The sequence below is a fragment of the Streptomyces sp. NBC_00457 genome (assembly GCF_036014015.1).
In the GTDB taxonomy this organism is placed as follows: Bacteria; Actinomycetota; Actinomycetes; order Streptomycetales; family Streptomycetaceae; genus Streptomyces.
In genome coordinates this window covers 6018489-6035255 of sequence record NZ_CP107905.1, presented here as the reverse complement: position 1 = coordinate 6035255, position 16767 = coordinate 6018489, and the positions used below count along the sequence as shown (strand labels likewise).

Genomic DNA, 16767 nt, shown 5'->3' with positions numbered 1-16767 from the left:
TGCGCGACCAGCCACGACGGCGCAGCAGACAAACGACGGCCTATCGCGGCAGCGCAGCCCTTCCCTCGGACGGGTGTACGCCCAGGTTCATGCACGCCACGCCGATCACTTCCCACCCATGAGCGAACCCGCAGGTCACCCCGCATTCCGAAGCGGAGCGCCGGGCAGCCAACGGATGTCCTGATCCGCAGTGAAAGGAAGTCCACGCCCATGCGTGCTGCCCGTCGTGTCGCCGCCGTCCTGTCCGCCACCGCCGTGATGATCGGCGCCTTCGCCACCCAGGCCGCGGCCATCGGCATCGACGTCGCCGGCCTGATCATCGAGACACCGGCCATCTGACCCGTCCCCAGGCACTCTCCGGCCGGACCCGGTGTCCCCGGGTCCGGCCCACCCCGATCGACCCCCTCCGTGAAAGGCCCCTACGTCCCCATGCGTGACAAGCTCAACCACCGCGCCCGTGCCGCCGTCGCCGTGTCCGCCGCCGCGCTGGTCTCCGCGGCCGCACTCGTCGGCGCGCTGGCGCCCGAGGCCTCGGCGGCTCCCACGCTGCCGCTGCCGCTCCCGGCCGCCGGGGCAGGCGGCGAGCCCCTTCTCAACATCGACGGACACGTCTTCGCCCAACCGCTGGTCAACAACCTCGACCTGTCCAAGCTGAAGTAGCCCGGCGCATCCGGTAGCTGTCCCCGTCCAGCCGCACGATCTCGGCGTGGTGGGCCAGCCGGTCCACCATCGCCGGGGCGGCCGGGCCGCCGAACACCTCGTCCCACCGCTCGAGCGGGCGGTCGCCGGTCACGATCAGCGACCCCCGCTCGTAGCGGTGCGCCACCAGTTGGAAGAAGAGCCGGGACGTGTCCGCGTCGAACGGCACGTACCCGACCTCGTCGACGATCAGCACGGGACAGTCATCCAGCTCCGCCAGTTCCTCCGCGAGCCGTCCCGCGGCCTGCGCTCCGGCCAGCCGTGCCGCCCATCCGGCGGCCGTGTCGAACAGCACCCGGTACCCGGCCTCACAGGCACGCACCCCCAGCCCGACGGCCAGATGCGTCTTGCCCGTGCCGGGCGGCCCGACGAACACCACGTTCCCGCAGGCCCCGACGAAGTCCAGCTTGCCGAGCCGTGCCACCGCCTCCCGGTCGAAGACCCGGGGGTGCTCGGCGTCGTACTCGTCCAGCAGCTTCCGCGCCGGGAACCCGGCGTCCCGGATCCGCTCCTCGGCCCCCGTCTCCACGGCGGGCGCCCCCGCCTGGCCCGGAATCGGGGCGGCGGCCCGCACGGGCGCGGGCGGTTCGACCGCCCTGTGCTCGTAGTGGTCCCGGTGCCGGCCGGCCCGCTCGGCGTGCGCGGCCATCGGCCCCGACATGTACGCCAGGATCGCCGCCGAGACGATGAACGCCATATGGATCACCGTCCCCCACAGCAGCGAGTGCCGTGCGGTGTGGTGCACATCCACGAACATCTGCAGCAGATGGACGGAGGAGATGCCGACGATGGCGGTCGCCAGCTTGACCTTCAGCACGTTGGAGTTGACGTGCGAGAGCCATTCCGGCTGGTCGCGGTGGCCCTGGAGGCCGATGCGCGAGACGAACGTCTCGTAGCCGCCGACGATCACCATGATCAGCAGGTTGGCGATCATCACGACGTCGACCAGCTTGAGTACGGCGAGCATGACGTACGTCTCGTTCGCCTGCCCGGTGACGCACCGGAGGATTAAGGTCCACAACTCGTTGAAGAACTTGTAGACGTAGACGCCCTGGGCGGCCACGAGGCCGAAGTAGAGCGGCGCCTGAAGCCAGCGTGTGGCGAACAGGGCGTAGCCCAGCGTGGTGGACGGTGTGGACGGATCACGAGTGAGGATCTGCACGGTCGGCCATTCTCCGCATCCGCCGCCGTACAGGTGAAACCACACCACTCACAGGAATGAATAGACATCCTGTACGACGGGCCACCCGCCCCGGCCCCGACCGGGGAACGATCAGGCACACTGGACGTTTGGCCGACCTCTGGCCTTAGGGAAGGAAGCCGCGCGTGAACGGTCCCCTCATCGTCCAGTCCGACAAGACGCTGCTCCTGGAAGTCGACCACGAGCTGGCCGACGAGTGCCGTCGCGCCATCGCGCCGTTCGCCGAGCTGGAGCGGGCGCCGGAGCACATCCACACCTACCGGGTGACGCCGCTCGGGCTGTGGAACGCGCGGGCGGCCGGGCATGACGCCGAGCAGGTCGTGGACGCGCTGGTGCAGTACAGCCGCTACCCCGTGCCGCACGCGCTGCTGGTCGACGTCGCCGAGACGATGGACCGCTACGGGCGGCTGACGCTGTCCAAGCACCCGGCGCACGGGCTGGTCCTGACGACCACCGACCGTCCGGTGCTCGAGGAGATCCTGCGCTCCAAGCGGATCGCTCCGCTCGTCGGCAACCGGCTCGACCCGGACACCGTGGCCGTGCATCCCTCCGAGCGCGGACAGATCAAGCAGACGCTGCTGAAGCTGGGCTGGCCGGCCGAGGACCTCGCCGGGTACGTCGACGGTGAGGCTCACGCGATCGATCTGGTCGAGGACGGGTGGGCGCTGCGCCCGTACCAGAAGCAGGCCGTGGAGAACTTCTGGCACGGAGGGTCCGGGGTCGTCGTACTCCCCTGTGGTGCCGGGAAGACGCTGGTCGGCGCGGGGTCCATGGCCCAGGCGAAGTCCACCACGCTCATCCTCGTCACCAACACCGTCTCGGCCCGGCAGTGGAAGCACGAGCTGGTGAAGCGGACCACGCTGACCGAGGAGGAGATCGGCGAGTACAGCGGTACGAAGAAGGAGATCCGGCCGGTCACCATCGCGACGTACCAGGTGCTGACGACCAGGCGGAAGGGCGTCTATCCGCACCTGGAGCTGTTCGACTCCCGCGACTGGGGACTGATCCTCTACGACGAGGTGCATCTGCTGCCCGCGCCGGTCTTCAAGTTCACGGCGGATCTGCAGGCGCGGCGGCGGCTCGGGCTGACGGCGACGCTGGTGCGGGAGGACGGCCGTGAGTCGGACGTGTTCTCGCTGATCGGACCCAAGCGGTTCGACGCGCCCTGGAAGGAGATCGAGGCGCAGGGCTATATCGCGCCCGCCGACTGCGTCGAGGTCCGGGTCAATCTCACCGACGCCGAGCGGCTGGCGTACGCGACCGCCGAGCAGGAGGAGAAGTACCGGTACTGCGCGACGACCGACACCAAGCGGAAGGTGACGGAGGCGCTGGTACGGCGGTTCGCCGGGCAGCAGATCCTGGTCATCGGGCAGTACATCGACCAGCTCGACGAACTGGGCGAGCATCTGAACGCCCCCGTCATCAAGGGCGAGACCTCCAACGCCCAGCGCGAGAAGCTCTTCGGTGCCTTCCGGGAGGGCGAGATCAGCGTGCTGGTCGTGTCGAAGGTCGCGAACTTCTCGATCGACCTGCCGGAGGCGACGGTCGCCATCCAGGTGTCGGGGACCTTCGGGTCGCGGCAGGAGGAGGCGCAGCGGCTGGGGCGGGTGCTGCGGCCGAAGGCGGACGGGCACCAGGCCCACTTCTACTCGGTGGTGGCGCGGGACACCATCGACCAGGACTTCGCCGCGCATCGGCAGCGGTTCCTGGCCGAGCAGGGGTACGCGTACCGGATCGTGGACGCGGACGAGTTGCTCGCGGAGAGCTGAGCCGGGCGGGCCGGGGTCACTTGCGGCGGACGCCGGCTTCCTCGCCGTACTCGCCGAGGACGATCACGTCGAAGGCGGCGCCCGCGTACACCTTGAGGGCACGCAGGGCCTCGCCGAGGCGGTGACGGTGGTGGGTCGAGGTGATGGCGGTCGCGCCTGAGGCGCGGCCGGGGGCTGGGGTGAAGGTTGCTGCGCTCATGTATCCATGGTGGCTCTCCGGCCATAAGGAAGGCATCGGTCTGCGGGGCGAACCCGTGTCGTCCGTGGGTACACCTGCGGGGCTAGCCATGGCCCTTAGGGCGGAGGGGGCCGTCCCCTAGGGGACGACAAAAACCGTTGGCAGCCGGCTCCATCGGCGGCCTAGAATCTCCGCTCTTGTCTGGATCCAACGGAGGCACCCCTTGTCCACGCCGTCGTCCGACGATCCCCTCTCCCGAGAGCGCTCCCATCTCGCCTCCTCCCGTGCCGCCCTGCGCGCCATGCGCGAGGACGTCGAGTCCCTCGACATCAGCGACGTAACCGCGAACTGGGTCAACGCCGAAGTCCTCGCCCGTCAGATCGACGAGCGGATCAAGGCCCTCGCCGACCTCAGCGACACCCCGCTGTTCTTCGGCCGGCTCGACTACCTGCACGCACCGGGCGCGGACCGGGCGGAGGGCGCCGAGGGCGAGCGCTTCTACATCGGGCGGCGGCATGTGCACGATCACGACGGCGACCCGATGGTGATCGACTGGCGTGCGCCGGTGTCCCAGCCCTTCTACCGGGCCTCGAAGAAGGCCCCGATGGACGTCGCGCTGCGCCGCCGCTTCGGGTACACGGGCGGCGACCTGACCGCGTACGAGGACGAGCACCTCTCCGACCCGTCGGAGGCCGCGCGGACCAGCAAGCTGCTCCAGCAGGAGATCGAGCGTCCGCGTGTCGGCCCGATGCGGGACATCGTGGCGACGATCCAGCCGGAGCAGGACGAGATCGTACGCAGCGGGCTGGGCGGGACCGTGTGTGTGCAGGGAGGCCCCGGGACCGGAAAGACGGCCGTCGGTCTGCACCGGGTGGCGTATCTGCTGTACGCCCACCGCGAGCGGCTCGCCCGCACCGGCACGCTCGTCATCGGGCCGAACAAGTCCTTCCTGCACTACATCGAGCAAGTGCTGCCTGCCCTCGGCGAGTTGACGGTCCGGCAGGCGACGGTCGACGACCTCGTGGCGCATGTCGAGGTGCGGGGCACGGACGACGCGGCGGCCGCGGTGATCAAGGGGGACGCGAGGATGGCGGAGGTGCTGCGACGCGCCGTCCGCTCCCATGTGACCATGCCGACCGAGCCGGTCGTCGTCGTGCGCGGTTCGCGTCGCTGGCGGGTCCCGGCATACGAACTCGAAGGCATCGTCCAGGAGTTGCTCGACCGCGACATCCGGTACGGCGCCGCCCGCGAGGCCCTGCCGCAACGGATCGCGCACGCAGTGCTGGTGCAGATGGAACGCTCCGGTGAGGCGCCGGACGACCGGGTGCAGGATGCCGTCGCCCGCAACGCCGCGGTGAAGGCGGCGGTGAAGGCGATCTGGCCGCCGGTCGATCCGGCGAAGCTTGTGCTGCGGCTGCTGACGGACGCGGACTTTCTCGCCGTCCACGCGGAGGGTGTCCTCAGCGAGGACGAGCGGAAGAGGATCCTGTGGGCGAAGCCGGTGCGGTCGGTGAAGGCCGCGAAGTGGTCCGCGGCAGACGCCGTGTTGATCGACGAGGCGACGGATCTGGTGCAGCGTACGCATTCGCTGGGGCATGTGGTTCTCGACGAGGCGCAGGATCTCTCGCCCATGCAGTACCGCGCGGTCGGCCGGCGGTGCACCACCGGTTCGGCGACGGTCCTGGGGGATCTGGCGCAGGGTACGACGCCGTGGGCTACGCGGAGTTGGGACGAGGCGCTGGCCCACCTGGGGAAGACGGACGCCGTGGTCGAGGAGCTGACGGCCGGTTTCCGTGTGCCGACGGATGTGATCACGTATGCGTCGCGGCTGCTGCCGCATATCGCGCCAGGGCTGACGCCGGTGGCTTCGGTGCGGGAGAATCCTGGGTTTTTTGAGGTTCGTGAGGTGGCCGAGGCGGGGGAAGTGGTGGCCGCGTGTGAGGAGTTGCTGCGGAATGAGGGGTCTACGGGGCTGATCGCTGCGGATGCGCGGATCGCTGCGCTGGCGGAGGCGCTGGCTGTGGCGGGGATCGGTTTTCTCGATCCCGGTGAGGAGACGACGCAGGAGACGCGGCTGACGTTGGTGCCGGCGTCTCTTGCGAAGGGGCTTGAGTACGACTATGTGGTTCTGGATGAGCCGCAGGCGGTGGTTGATGGGGAGCCGGATGAGCGGACGGGGTTGCGGCGGTTGTATGTGGCGCTGACTCGGGCGGTTTCGGGGTTGATCGTGACTCATGCGGCCGCGTTGCCGGAGCAGCTGTGATTGCCGCTTGAGGTTGTGCGGTGGGTGCGGGCTGGTGGGGGCTGGTCGCGCAGTTCCCCGCGCCCCTAGGTGGGTCGACTCAGCCCGCGTCCAGTACTTGGCGCCACTCCCGCACCGCCTCCGCCGCGACCGGGTTCTCCCAGCCCTTCGGCCTCGCCGCACCCCCGATATGGAAGGCGTCGACACCTGCGGCTTGCAGCTGTGGGACGTGGTCCAGCCGTAGGCCCCCGCCCACCAGGATCTGTTGCTCGTACCCCGGTTCCCCTCGCCGCGCCGCCTCCGCGAGCAGCGTCGAGAGGCCGTCGTCCACGCCGTCCGCCGATCCGGCCGTGAGGTAGGTGTCGAGTCCGGGCAGGTCGGCGACTTGCTTGCGGAGGGCTTCCCGGTTCGCCGCGTGGTCGATGGCGCGGTGGAAGGTCCATCGGCAGCCGTGCAGTTCGCCGACGACTCGCTCCACCGCGTCCAGGTCGACGCACCCCTGCCCGTCCAGGAATCCGAGCACGAACTGGTCGGCCCCCGCCCCGCGCAGCTCCCGCGCCACCTCGGCCAAGCGCTCGACATCCTCCGCCGCGAATCCGTCCGCCAGTCGCAGCATCACGCGCAGGTCGATGTCGACGGCGGCGCGGATCGCGGTGAACGTGGTGGTCGGCGGGGTGAGGCCGTCCGCCGCCATGTCGGTGACCAGTTCGAGGCGATCCGCGCCTCCGGCCTGGGCGGCGAGGGCGTCCTCGGCGTCGAGGGCGATCACCTCCAGGACTGCACGCTTGCTCATGGGACCCCATTCCTCATTGCTCGGCGGCTCGGGACGGCTAGGAGGTCTAGTCCAATGCCAGCCTACGCGAGGACGAGGTCGCGGGAAGATCGCCGTCAGCCGAAGATGTTGAGTTCGTCCTCCTTCACGCCCGCCAGCTCGTACGACGCCCCTGCCGTCGTACGCCCCGAGTACAGCCGTACGAGCGTGGCGGCGTCCCCGATGAACCGTGCGGGTGTCCGCGTGCCCGACACATCGCCCAGCCGCACCGGCTCGTCGACGTCGTCGAGGTCGGCGTGCAGCGGCAGATGGCCGCGCTCCCGGGTCACCGCGGCCAGCAGCGTGAGCGCGTACGGCAGTCCGGCTCCGGCGTAGGCTCCGGGCTCGCCCCACGCCTCGCGTACGTCCCCGGCGTGCACCCACTCGCCGAGCGCGATCCCGTCGAAGACGCCGCCCGACGCGGCGATCACGGGCCCGGCGTCGGTCATCCCGCGCTCCAGCTCGTCGACGACGCGCGCGTTCGTCCAGTCGGCGCGTTCGGCGATGTCCCGGTCGTTGGCCTCGGGCGAGAACACGTCGTTCTCGAACCGGCTCCCCACGACCCTCAGCAACGCGGCCGAACAGTGGGCCAGCACATCCCGGACGCTCCAGCCGGGGCAGGCGTCGACGGGCCTGGCGAAATCCGTGTCCGGTCGCCGGCGCAACAGCGGAATCAGTGTGTCGCGCTCGGTGATCAGCAGCCGTCCGGGCAGTTCGGGGTCACGTACGTCAGCAGAAGTCATGTCTCCCACGCTAGGGTGCGTGGCCCACGTCACGGGAGAATGGCGTACATGTCCGATCTCGAAGCCCTCGCCGCCCGCTTCACCGACGCCCTGCGAGCGGCCCGCGCCCCGGTGGACTCGCCCGACCCGGCGCCGTACGCCGACGATCTGCTCACCCGCTGGCAGGAACCCCAGCGCCGCTATCACACGCTGAAGCACCTCACCGCGGTCCTCGACCACATCGACGTGCTGGAGAAGCACGCGGCGGACCCGGACGTCGTACGTCTGGCCGCGTGGTTCCACGACGCGGTGTATCTGCCCGAGCGGTCCGAGAACGAGGAGCGGTCGGCCCGGCTCGCCGAGCGGGCGCTGCCCGAGGCCGGTCTGTCCGCCGCGAAGACCGCGGAGGTCGCCCGGCTGGTCCGGCTCACGGTCACCCACGCCCCGGACGGCGACGACCGCGAAGGGCAGGTGCTGTGCGACGCGGACCTGGCGATCCTCGCGTCGCCGCCGTCGGCGTACGCCGCCTACACCGCGGCCGTCCGCGAGGAGTACCACTTCGTCCCCAACGAGGCTTTCCGTGAAGGCCGTTCGGCGATCCTCCGCCATCTGCTCGACCTGCCCCGTCTGTTCCACACGCCGCACGGGGAGAGGGAGTGGGAGGCGACGGCCCGCTACAACCTGCGGTCGGAGCTGGAAATGCTGTCGCTCGGCCGGCCTCCGTCGGCTTAGCGTGCACGGCATGCGGAACACGGGTGGGGATCAAGTACAGGAAGCCGTCGCGAGCTGCGTCGCTCTGCTGCGGACGGCCACGGACCGGGACTGGGAAAGCGTCAAGGCGGGTGGGCTGAGCTGGAGTTGCCGTGACACCGCGTTCCATGTCGCCGAGGATCTGATCGCGTACGCGGGCCAGCTCGCCGGACGCGCGCGGGACCGGTACATCCCGTTCGAGATCATGCCCGAGGAGGGCATCGACAACGACGGCGTCCTGGACGTGATCGAGACGACCGGCGCGCTGTTCGTGGCCACCCTGCGCAGCACCCCCCGGGAGGTGCGCGCCTTCCACCCGTACCCCTTCCGCAGCGCGAACCGCGAAGGCTTCGCGGCGATGGGGATCGCGGAGGTGCTTCTGCACACGCATGACATCGCCGAGGGGCTCGGCCTGTCGTACGAACCACCCGCCGAGCTCTGTGAGTCCGTCCTCACCACGCTCTTCCCGGACGTCCGCCCCGGCCCCGCGCCCTGGCCCACCCTGCTGTGGGCCACCGGCCGCGGCGACCTGCCCGGCCGCGCCCCCGTCTCCCAGTGGCGCTGGCACAACAACCTGGTCCTCCCCACCGACCGCCTCACCCTCGAGGGCGTCACCCCCGCGACCGCCGCCGACCTGCACACGGGCGGCGACGGCGGGTTCGAGTGGGTCGACGGCGAGCCGTTCGAGGGGACCCGCGTTGCCTCCGGGATGCTGGTGAAGGCGTATGAAGAGGGGCTGCTGCGGCCGGAGTTCGGGGTGTTCGTGCTGGTGCGGCGGGAGGACGGGCGTGCCGTCGGTGCCATGGGGTTTCATGCGGCGCCGGACGACGAGGGCATGGTGGAGATCGGGTACGACCTGGTCGAGGGCGGCCGCGGTCATGGGTACGCCACGGAGGCGCTGCGCGCCCTGTCGGCGTGGGCCCTGGCCCGGGACGACGTCCGGCGGATCATCGCCAAGGTCGACCAGGGCAATCTGCCGTCGCAGGGTGTCGTGACCCGCGCCGGATTCGAAAGGGTCGGCGCGGACGAGGAGTTGTTCGTCTACGAGCTGCGCGGCTGACCGCTATGAGCTGCGCGGCTGACCCCGCCCCTTGGGCCGCCGCAGCCCCGCCCCGTGCAACAGCCGCACCACCTCCCGGCTGCTGACCTCCACCGCCCCGGCGGCCACCACGTCCGCGTAACGGTGCGACGGGATGTCGTAGTGATCCCGCTCGAAGGCGCGGCGGGGTACGCCCAAGCCCTCGGCGAAGGTGTGGAGTTCGTCGTACGAGACGTCGCTGACGAGGTGGGACCACATGCGGCCGTGGCCGGGCCAGGTGGGCGGGTCGATGTAGAGGGTCACGACGAGGTGGTCCCGCCGGCGGATGAACCGAGGGTGCCGACGGAGGCGACCTTCACGCCCGCCTTGTGGCACACCCAGTGCGGGTCGGGCCCGAGTTCCGGTTCGACGTCGAGGGCGTGCGGGTCGCCGGAGCCGCAGACGGGGCACAGGGGCCAGCGGCCGTACCGCTCCAGCAGCGCGTCCTGGACGTCCTGGGCGATCAGCCCGGCCACGAACGCCGCGCCCTCCGGCCACTGCTCCACCCACCAGCGCCGCTGTACGACGGACTCCTCGACCAGTGACACCACGTCCGCCTCGGCGACATCGCCCGCGATCAGGTCGGCGAGCACGAGGGCGCGTGCCGCGTGCAACGCCTGCTCCAGGGGGCTGACAGAGGAGTCGGGGGAGTCGGTGGGGTCCATGCCTCCATTGTGCGCACTCTTGACCATCACACCGCGCCGAAAATATCTTTCAAGAGTGACCCAGGAAGTGAAGGAAATTTTCGGAGCCGGCGCGCCCCCCGCGCCCGCCGCTCTCGCGGCCAAGGTGCGCACCCTCGCCCCCTCGATGACCCGTTCCATGCAGCGCGTCGCCGAAGCCGTCGCCCAGGACCCGGCCGGCTGCGCCGCCCTCACGGTCACCGGCCTCGCCGAACTCACCGGCACCAGCGAGGCGACCGTCGTCCGCACCGCCCGTCTGCTCGGCTACCCCGGCTACCGGGATCTGCGCCTCGCCCTCGCCGGGCTCGCCGCACAGCAGCAGTCCGGGCGCGCACCCGCGCTCACCACCGACATCGCCGTCGACGACCCGATCGCCGACGTGGTCGCCAAGCTCGCCTACGACGAGCAGCAGACCCTCGCGGACACGGCGGCCGGGCTGGACACGGTGCAGCTGGGGGCCGCGGTGGCGGCGTTGGCCTCCGCGCGCCGGGCCGATGTGTACGGCGTCGGAGCGTCCGGGTTGGTGGCGCAGGACCTCACCCAGAAGCTGCTGCGGATAGGGCTGATAGCCCACGCGCACAGCGATCCGCACCTCGCCGTGACGAACGCGGTGCAGCTGCGCGGCGGTGATGTGGCGATCGCGATCACGCACTCCGGGTCCACGGGGGACGTCATCGAGCCGCTCAGGGTCGCGTTCGAGCACGGGGCCACGACGATCGCGATCACCGGGCGGCCGGACGGTCCGGTGTCGCAGTACGCGGATCATGTGCTGACGACGTCCACGGCCCGGGAGAGTGAATTGCGGCCCGCCGCGATGTCGTCCCGCACGAGTCAGCTCCTCGTCGTGGACTGCCTGTTCATCGGGGTCGCACAGCGGACGTACGAGACGGCTGCGCCCGCGTTGTCGGCGTCTTATGAGGCGCTGGCGCATCGGCATCGGAACGGTTCGCGGTAGACGTAGGTCCGCCCCTGACGCCCCTGATCCTTGAGTGACCCTCGAGTGATCCTTGAGTGAAAGAGCCGCCCCCTCATGACCTCCGCCTCTCCCCAGCGCGACGTCCGTGCCGAGTTGGAATCGCTGACCACGGAAGCCTTCCGGCCCGAACTCTCCGAGATCGATCAGCTGCCGACCCTGGAGATCGCGCGGCTGATGAACGGCGAGGACGCGACCGTCCCCACCGCCGTCGCCGCGAAACTCCCGCAGATCGCCGCCGCCATCGATGCCGTGGCCGAACGGATGACCCGTGGCGGCCGGCTCGTCTACGCCGGTGCGGGCACCGCCGGCCGCCTCGGTGTCCTGGACGCCTCCGAGTGCCCGCCCACCTTCAACACCGACCCCTCCCAGGTCGTGGGCCTGATCGCGGGCGGCCCTGCGGCCATGGTCACCTCAGTCGAGGGCGCCGAGGACTCCGCCGAGCTGGCGAGACGGGACCTCGACGGGCTCGGCCTGACCGCTCTCGACACCGTCGTCGGCGTCTCCGCCTCCGGCCGCACCCCGTACGCCGTCGGCGCCGTGGAGCACGCCCGGCAGCTGGGCGCCCTGACCGTCGGCCTGGCGTGCAACGCGGACAGCGCGCTCGCGGCGGCTGCCGATCACGGCATCGAGATCGTCGTAGGGCCGGAGTTGGTGACCGGATCCACCCGCCTCAAGGCGGGCACGGCGCAGAAACTCGTGCTCAACATGCTGTCGACGATCACGATGATCCGGCTGGGCAAGACGTACGGGAACCTGATGGTCGACGTACGCGCCTCGAACGAGAAGCTGCGCGCCCGCTCCCGCCGTATCGTCGCCCTCGCCACCGGCGCGTCGGACGAGGAGATCGAGGCCGCGCTGGCGGCCACGGACGGCGAGGTGAAGAACGCGATCCTGACCATCCTCACCGGCGCAGACGGCCCGACGGCCGCCCGCCTTCTGGAGGAGTCCGGCGGCCATCTGCGCGCCGCGCTGGCGGCGGCGAGGGGCTAGCCCGCACGCTCACCGCATGCACACCCCGCACACCCCGCACACCCCCGCGAGCACGGCCGCCGCCCTCCTCCCCCTGGTCGGCGGCCCCACGAACATCACCTCCGTCGCCCACTGCATGACCCGCCTCCGCCTGGGCCTCGCCGACCGCTCCCTGGTCGACGACGAAGCCGTACGGTCCGTGCCCGGCGTCCTGGGCGTGGTCGCCGACGACGACACGTACCAGATCGTGCTGGGGCCGGGGGTCGTGGCGAGGGTGACGCCGGAGTTCGAGGCGCTGGTGACGCAGGCTGCTCAACTGGCTTCATATGGAGGTGAGTTGAGAGAGAATCAGCGACAGCGCAACGCGACCCCCCTCAAGCAGACCCTCCGCCGCATCGCAAACATCTTCGTCCCCCTCATCCCCGCCCTCATCGGCTGCGGCATCCTCGCTGGCGTCAACGGCCTGCTCCTGAACGCCGGTTGGCTGCCCGGCCTCACCCCCGCCCTCACCGCCATCGCCGCCGCCTTCATGGCCCTGATCTCGGTCTTCGTCGGCTACAACACGGCGAAGGAGTTCGGCGGCACACCGGTGCTGGGCGGGGCGGTGGCGGCGATCGTCGTGTATCCCGGGGTGGCGAAGGTGACGGCGTTCGGGGTCACCCTCGCTCCCGGCCAGGGCGGAGTGCTGGGCGCGCTGGCGGCGGCGCTGCTGGGGACGTACATCGAGAAGTGGTGCCGCGCCCGCGTCCCCGAGACCCTCGACGTCCTCCTCACCCCCACCCTGACCGTCCTCCTCTCCGGCCTGGCCACGCTCTACGGCCTCATGTACGCGGCCGGCGAGATCTCCACCGCCGTCGGCACCGCCGCGAACTGGCTCCTCACGACGACCGGCGCGCTCGCCGGCCTGATCCTGGGCGGCCTCTTCCTCCCTCTCGTCATGCTCGGCCTCCACCAGGCCCTCATCCCCGTCCACGTGACCCTGATCGACCAGCAGGGCCACACCACCCTGCTCCCCATCCTCGCCATGGCCGGCGCGGGCCAGGTCGGCGCGGCCCTCGCGGTGTACGTCCGGCTGCGCCACGACACCTCCATCCGGACGACGATCAAGTCGGCCCTCCCAGCAGGCCTGTTGGGCGTCGGAGAACCCCTGATCTACGGCGTCTCCCTCCCGCTGGGCCGCCCCTTCCTGACCGCCTGCGTGGGCGGGGCAGCGGGCGGCGGCTTCGTGGGCCTGTTCGCGATGCTCGGGGAGCGGGTGGGGGCGACGGCGATCGGCCCGTCGGGCTGGGCACTGTTTCCGCTGCTGGCGGGGGACGGGGGTTGGGCGGTGACGGTGGCGGTGTATGCGGGCGGCCTGGTGACGGGGTACGGGGTGGGATTCGCGGCCACGTACATGTTCGGCGGCTTGAGCGCCCCCGAAGGGGCGCGGGGAACTGCGCGACCAGCCCCCACCGGCCCGCAGATGACCGAGTAGCGTGGCCGCATGTCATCCGCAGCAATGACCACATTTCAGATCGGCGGCAATTTAGAGGTGGGCCGGCTCGGATTCGGGGCGATGCACCTACCCACCGAACCGGCGGACGCCCGAGACGCAGCGATCGCGGTCGCACGACGAGCCGTCGAACTCGGCGTCACCCTGATCGACACGGCCCACATGTACGGCTGGGGCGCGAACGAGGAGCTGCTCGCCGAGGCCCTGCACCCATACCCCGATGACCTCCTCGTCGCCACAAAGGTCGGCATCTCCCGGGTCGACGGCGAGTGGCAGCAGGACGCCAGCCCCGCCGGGCTGCGCGCGGGCGTCGACGCGGCCCTGCGCCGACTCCGCCTCGACCGCATCGAACTCCTCCAACTCCACCGCATCGACCCGAAGATCCCGGTGACCGACCAGGTCGGCACGCTCAGCGAGCTGGTGACCGAGGGCAAGGTCGGCCGGATCGGCCTCTCCGAAGTCACGGTCACCGAACTCGCCGAAGCACGGACCGTCGCCGACATCGCCGGCGTCCAGAACCGCTACAACCTGCTCGACCGCGAGCACGAGCCCGTCCTGGAGGCCTGCGAGGCAGCGGACATCGCCTTCCTCCCGTGGCGCCCCGTCGCCCACGGCACCTCGCACACGACCGCCGAGATCGCCGCCGTAGCGACCGAGACCGGCGCCACGGCGACGCAGGTGATGCTGGCCTGGCTCCTCGCACACTCGCCGGTGATGCTGCCGATTCCGGGGACGGCGAAGACGGCTCACCTGGAGGAGAACGTGGCGGCGGCGGAGCTGGAACTCACGGAGGAGCAGATGGCACGCCTGGACAAGCTCCACACCGCGTAACCAGGAACTCACGGCAGCCGGCCTTCCCGGTGCCGTTCATTGCGGACAGGAACTGACCTAAAGGGCCCCTAGCGTGGCCGTCATGACTGAGACCACGCACACCACCGCCACCGCCACCGCCACCGCCACCGACGAGCGCGCCGACCTGCTGGAAGCGCTGGCCAAGCAGCGGTACTTCCTGCGCTTCACCACCCGCGACCTCACCGACGAACAGGCCGGTCAGCGCACCACCGCCAGCGAACTGTGCCTGGGCGGCCTGATCAAGCACGTCACGTCGGCGGAGCGGAACTGGGTGGACTTCATCCTGAACGGCCCCTCGCCGACGGACGACTTCACCGCCATGACCGAGGCCGACTATGCGCGACGGGCCGACGAGTTCCGCATGCTGCCCGGCGAGACGCTGGAGGGCGTGCTGGCGGAGTACGAGGAAGTGGCCCGCCGGACAGACGAGTTGGTCGCCGCCCTGCCCGACCTGAACGCGGCCCATCCGCTGCCCAAGGCCCCGTGGTTCGAAGCCGACGCTCGATGGTCGGCCCGCAGGACGCTGCTGCACATCATCGCCGAGACGGCCCAGCACGCCGGCCACGCCGACATCATCCGCGAGTCCCTGGACGGCGCGAAGAGCATGGGCTGACCCGCCCCCGAAGCTCAAGCCTCCAGCTCCAAGCGCTCTTTTCAAGGAATGGGTGGAGGGCCTCAACCCGCCCTCCCACCCCGCGTGTTGACTTGACGCGTTCGGCTTGCCACGCACGGTGACGATCGTCTAGCGTCCCAAACGACAAACAGCCCCCGCCAGGTGCTAGCAACACCTGCGGGGGCTTGACCTACGAGATCGAAGGACAATTTCGATCCCATGGCTGATGCCAAGCTTAGTGCTGCCTTCCTGCCCGCGCACGCCTCCCCGCACCCCATGGCCAATCCGGGTTACGGAAAGCGCTCCGCGCCTGACCAACTCCCCCGCACGGCTCACGACTTCGCCCACCTCCCACCCCGCGAAGCAGCCATCGCCGCGTACATCGACCGCCTCCCCGACGGCGCCGACATCTCCGTAAAGACGCTGGCCAAGACGCTGCCGTACGGGCAATGCGCCCTCCGCACGGCCCTCAACAACCTTCAGCAGGCAGGGCACTTGCGGCGCGGGCGCGAGCACATCGCACACTCCGGCAGTCAGCACTGGATCACCCGAACGTGGTTCAGCCGTACCGCACGTGACGACACCTGGTGGGCGACCTTCGCGCGCGGCGACGTACCGGAGGAAGCGCCACCGGAACGCGCCCGCCCGACCCGTTCCCGCGCCCACATCCTCCTCGCCGCCCTCGGCCGTACGGCGCCCGTCCTGTCCCTCTCCGAGGCCGACTGCGCGGCCCTCGCTCCGCTGGTGACGGAGTGGTTCGCGCGGGGCGCCACCGACGAGGCCGTACTGCACGCCCTGACCACCGGCCTGCCTTCCCCGGTCCACCACCCGGCGGCCCTGGTCCGCAGCCGCCTCACCGCCAAGCTGCCGCCTCCGCCCGAGGACGCGCGCCCGCCCCTCCGTGTCCTGGAGTGCGGCAAGTGCGGGACACCGGGGCGCCCGGAGGCCCTGCCCGGCGGCATCTGCGGCGCATGTCGGGGTGAGCGCGCGCCGACGCGCGACAACGCACCTCTGCCCGCCTCCGCAGTCCGTGCCCACGCGGCCGGGATCCGCGCCGCAATCTCCCAACGCTCTGCACCGAAATATTGAAGGACTATGCCCAGTGACATCCGCGCGGATCAGCGCAGAAGCAGCCTCATGGACACACCGCACACACTCGCAGGTGTGTACAGTTTCAGCATGGACACGTACGCGCTTGTGGAAGCCCGCAACCAGCTCGGCCAGCTGGTCGGCCGGGTCCGGCACGGCCAGGAGCACATCCTGATCACCGAGTACGGCAAGCCTGCCGCCGCCCTCATCCCGATAAGCGAACTGGAAGAGCTCCAGCGATTGCGCGACGAGGCAGACATCGCCGAAGCACGAGCTCGTGAAGCGGCTCCATCCGGTCCATCGATGCTCCACGACGAGTTCATGGCGCAACTGGAGACCGAGGACCGCCAAGAGGCCGCTTCATGACGTACGCCGTGGTGTGGGAGAACCACGCCATGAACGAGTTCCGGCGGCTCCGCACCGCCGACCCCGTGGGCGCCAAGGCGACTGCCGCAGCGGTACGCGCACTCGCCGACGACCCTCGCCCGGAGGCGGCCCGCGCCTTGGGCGGCTCCGGCTACTACCGGCTGCACGTTGGACAGTGGCGTGTGCTGTACCGACCGGACGACGACACCGTCACCGTCCACGTACTGAAGGTGGGCCGCAGCACCTGACCGCGGCCACCCGAAGCGACCGGAGCCAC

20 protein-coding genes are annotated in these 16767 nt (G+C 70.5%); 14 read left to right on the top strand and 6 right to left on the bottom strand.

The features are described 5' to 3' along the window. Positions 1–210: 210 nt before the first annotated feature. Both OG828_RS27595 and OG828_RS27590 read left to right on the top strand, forming a co-directional pair. A complete protein-coding gene (locus OG828_RS27595) occupies positions 211–339 on the top strand; it encodes a hypothetical protein (RefSeq protein WP_282615195.1) in 129 nt (42 codons plus the stop codon). A gap of 90 nt (positions 340–429) precedes the next feature. Then, positions 430–660: a hypothetical protein gene (locus tag OG828_RS27590; protein ID WP_328502616.1), complete on the top strand. Its 231-nt coding sequence runs from the start codon at positions 430–432 to the stop codon at positions 658–660. Here the strand turns inward: OG828_RS27590 and istB are convergent. Continuing rightward, a complete protein-coding gene (gene istB, locus OG828_RS27585; protein ID WP_328502615.1) occupies positions 629–1861 on the bottom strand; it encodes an IS21-like element helper ATPase IstB in 1233 nt (410 codons plus the stop codon). The genes OG828_RS27590 and istB overlap by 32 nt on opposite strands. 164 nt (positions 1862–2025) lie before the next feature. On the opposite strand from istB, the gene OG828_RS27580 reads away from it, so the two are divergent. Further along, complete coding sequence (locus OG828_RS27580; RefSeq protein WP_210577876.1) at positions 2026–3669, top strand: DNA repair helicase XPB; 1644 nt, start codon at positions 2026–2028, stop codon at positions 3667–3669. Between the two features lie 16 nt (positions 3670–3685). Here OG828_RS27580 and OG828_RS27575 read toward each other — a convergent pair whose 3' ends face one another. Continuing rightward, positions 3686–3868 carry a hypothetical protein gene (locus OG828_RS27575; protein ID WP_328362418.1) on the bottom strand — a complete coding sequence of 61 codons (183 nt, stop codon included), beginning with the start codon at positions 3866–3868 and terminating at the stop codon, positions 3686–3688. 202 nt (positions 3869–4070) lie between these two features. Here OG828_RS27575 and OG828_RS27570 point away from each other — a divergent pair, with 202 nt between their 5' ends. Beyond that, positions 4071–6110, top strand: a complete 2040-nt coding sequence (locus OG828_RS27570) for a HelD family protein (RefSeq protein WP_328502614.1) — start codon at positions 4071–4073, stop codon at positions 6108–6110. Between the two features lie 79 nt (positions 6111–6189). Here OG828_RS27570 and OG828_RS27565 read toward each other — a convergent pair whose 3' ends face one another. Both OG828_RS27565 and OG828_RS27560 read right to left on the bottom strand, forming a co-directional pair. Further along, positions 6190–6882 (bottom strand): copper homeostasis protein CutC, encoded by a 693-nt coding sequence (locus OG828_RS27565; protein ID WP_328362412.1) that lies wholly within the window; start codon positions 6880–6882, stop codon positions 6190–6192. A gap of 95 nt (positions 6883–6977) precedes the next feature. Then, the gene (locus OG828_RS27560; protein ID WP_328502613.1) at positions 6978–7643 is read right to left on the bottom strand and encodes a maleylpyruvate isomerase family mycothiol-dependent enzyme; all 666 of its coding nucleotides are present in this window, start codon (positions 7641–7643) and stop codon (positions 6978–6980) included. 48 nt (positions 7644–7691) lie between these two features. Here OG828_RS27560 and OG828_RS27555 point away from each other — a divergent pair, with 48 nt between their 5' ends. Both OG828_RS27555 and OG828_RS27550 read left to right on the top strand, forming a co-directional pair. Further along, positions 7692–8354 (top strand): HD domain-containing protein, encoded by a 663-nt coding sequence (locus tag OG828_RS27555; protein WP_328502612.1) that lies wholly within the window; start codon positions 7692–7694, stop codon positions 8352–8354. 10 nt (positions 8355–8364) lie between these two features. Then, positions 8365–9432, top strand: coding sequence for a GNAT family N-acetyltransferase (locus OG828_RS27550; protein ID WP_328502611.1), 1068 nt, complete (start codon positions 8365–8367; stop codon positions 9430–9432). A gap of 3 nt (positions 9433–9435) precedes the next feature. On the opposite strand, the gene OG828_RS27545 is transcribed toward OG828_RS27550, so the two are convergent. Further along, the gene (locus OG828_RS27545; protein WP_328440030.1) at positions 9436–9714 is read right to left on the bottom strand and encodes a DUF4031 domain-containing protein; all 279 of its coding nucleotides are present in this window, start codon (positions 9712–9714) and stop codon (positions 9436–9438) included. Next, positions 9711–10115 carry a hypothetical protein gene (locus OG828_RS27540; protein ID WP_328362397.1) on the bottom strand — a complete coding sequence of 135 codons (405 nt, stop codon included), beginning with the start codon at positions 10113–10115 and terminating at the stop codon, positions 9711–9713. Before OG828_RS27540 ends, OG828_RS27545 begins: the two co-directional genes overlap by 4 nt. A 55-nt stretch (positions 10116–10170) precedes the next feature. Here OG828_RS27540 and OG828_RS27535 point away from each other — a divergent pair, with 55 nt between their 5' ends. The 8 genes from OG828_RS27535 (at position 10171) to OG828_RS27500 (ending at position 16738) form a co-directional block, all read left to right on the top strand. Continuing rightward, positions 10171–11088, top strand: coding sequence for a MurR/RpiR family transcriptional regulator (locus OG828_RS27535; RefSeq protein WP_328362394.1), 918 nt, complete (start codon positions 10171–10173; stop codon positions 11086–11088). A gap of 75 nt (positions 11089–11163) precedes the next feature. Next, on the top strand, positions 11164–12099 hold the full coding sequence (murQ, locus tag OG828_RS27530; protein ID WP_328502610.1) for an N-acetylmuramic acid 6-phosphate etherase: 936 nt from the start codon (positions 11164–11166) through the stop codon (positions 12097–12099). Between the two features lie 16 nt (positions 12100–12115). Further along, positions 12116–13552, top strand: coding sequence for a PTS transporter subunit EIIC (locus OG828_RS27525; RefSeq protein WP_328502609.1), 1437 nt, complete (start codon positions 12116–12118; stop codon positions 13550–13552). Positions 13553–13561: 9 nt separating this feature from the next. After that, entirely contained in the window at positions 13562–14401 is an 840-nt protein-coding gene (locus tag OG828_RS27520; RefSeq protein WP_328502608.1) for an aldo/keto reductase, read from the top strand. An 82-nt stretch (positions 14402–14483) separates the two neighbouring features. Continuing rightward, entirely contained in the window at positions 14484–15035 is a 552-nt protein-coding gene (locus tag OG828_RS27515) for a DinB family protein (RefSeq protein ID WP_328502607.1), read from the top strand. A gap of 219 nt (positions 15036–15254) precedes the next feature. Further along, the gene (locus OG828_RS27510) at positions 15255–16124 is read left to right on the top strand and encodes a hypothetical protein (RefSeq protein ID WP_328440025.1); all 870 of its coding nucleotides are present in this window, start codon (positions 15255–15257) and stop codon (positions 16122–16124) included. Positions 16125–16214: 90 nt separating this feature from the next. Beyond that, entirely contained in the window at positions 16215–16490 is a 276-nt protein-coding gene (locus OG828_RS27505) for a type II toxin-antitoxin system Phd/YefM family antitoxin (protein ID WP_328362377.1), read from the top strand. Next, complete coding sequence (locus tag OG828_RS27500; protein WP_328362374.1) at positions 16487–16738, top strand: type II toxin-antitoxin system RelE family toxin; 252 nt, start codon at positions 16487–16489, stop codon at positions 16736–16738. Before OG828_RS27505 ends, OG828_RS27500 begins: the two co-directional genes overlap by 4 nt. The last annotated feature ends 29 nt before the right edge of the window (positions 16739–16767 follow it).

Bases quoted from the DNA above. Each gene is read 5' to 3' on its own strand.
- OG828_RS27555 (WP_328502612.1), top strand. From the start codon at position 7,692: ATGTCCGATCTCGAAGCCCTCGCCGCCCGCTTCACCGACGCCCTGCGA.
- OG828_RS27515 (WP_328502607.1), top strand. From the start codon at position 14,484: ATGACTGAGACCACGCACACCACCGCCACCGCCACCGCCACCGCCACC.
- murQ (WP_328502610.1), top strand. From the start codon at position 11,164: ATGACCTCCGCCTCTCCCCAGCGCGACGTCCGTGCCGAGTTGGAATCG.
- OG828_RS27525 (WP_328502609.1), top strand. From the start codon at position 12,116: ATGCACACCCCGCACACCCCGCACACCCCCGCGAGCACGGCCGCCGCC.
- OG828_RS27510 (WP_328440025.1), top strand. From the start codon at position 15,255: ATGGCTGATGCCAAGCTTAGTGCTGCCTTCCTGCCCGCGCACGCCTCC.
- OG828_RS27550 (WP_328502611.1), top strand. From the start codon at position 8,365: ATGCGGAACACGGGTGGGGATCAAGTACAGGAAGCCGTCGCGAGCTGC.
- OG828_RS27500 (WP_328362374.1), top strand. From the start codon at position 16,487: ATGACGTACGCCGTGGTGTGGGAGAACCACGCCATGAACGAGTTCCGG.
- OG828_RS27565 (WP_328362412.1), bottom strand. From the start codon at position 6,882: ATGAGCAAGCGTGCAGTCCTGGAGGTGATCGCCCTCGACGCCGAGGAC.
- OG828_RS27540 (WP_328362397.1), bottom strand. From the start codon at position 10,115: ATGGACCCCACCGACTCCCCCGACTCCTCTGTCAGCCCCCTGGAGCAG.
- OG828_RS27590 (WP_328502616.1), top strand. From the start codon at position 430: ATGCGTGACAAGCTCAACCACCGCGCCCGTGCCGCCGTCGCCGTGTCC.
- OG828_RS27595 (WP_282615195.1), top strand. From the start codon at position 211: ATGCGTGCTGCCCGTCGTGTCGCCGCCGTCCTGTCCGCCACCGCCGTG.
- OG828_RS27520 (WP_328502608.1), top strand. From the start codon at position 13,562: ATGTCATCCGCAGCAATGACCACATTTCAGATCGGCGGCAATTTAGAG.
- OG828_RS27560 (WP_328502613.1), bottom strand. From the start codon at position 7,643: ATGACTTCTGCTGACGTACGTGACCCCGAACTGCCCGGACGGCTGCTG.
- OG828_RS27505 (WP_328362377.1), top strand. From the start codon at position 16,215: ATGGACACGTACGCGCTTGTGGAAGCCCGCAACCAGCTCGGCCAGCTG.
- OG828_RS27575 (WP_328362418.1), bottom strand. From the start codon at position 3,868: ATGAGCGCAGCAACCTTCACCCCAGCCCCCGGCCGCGCCTCAGGCGCG.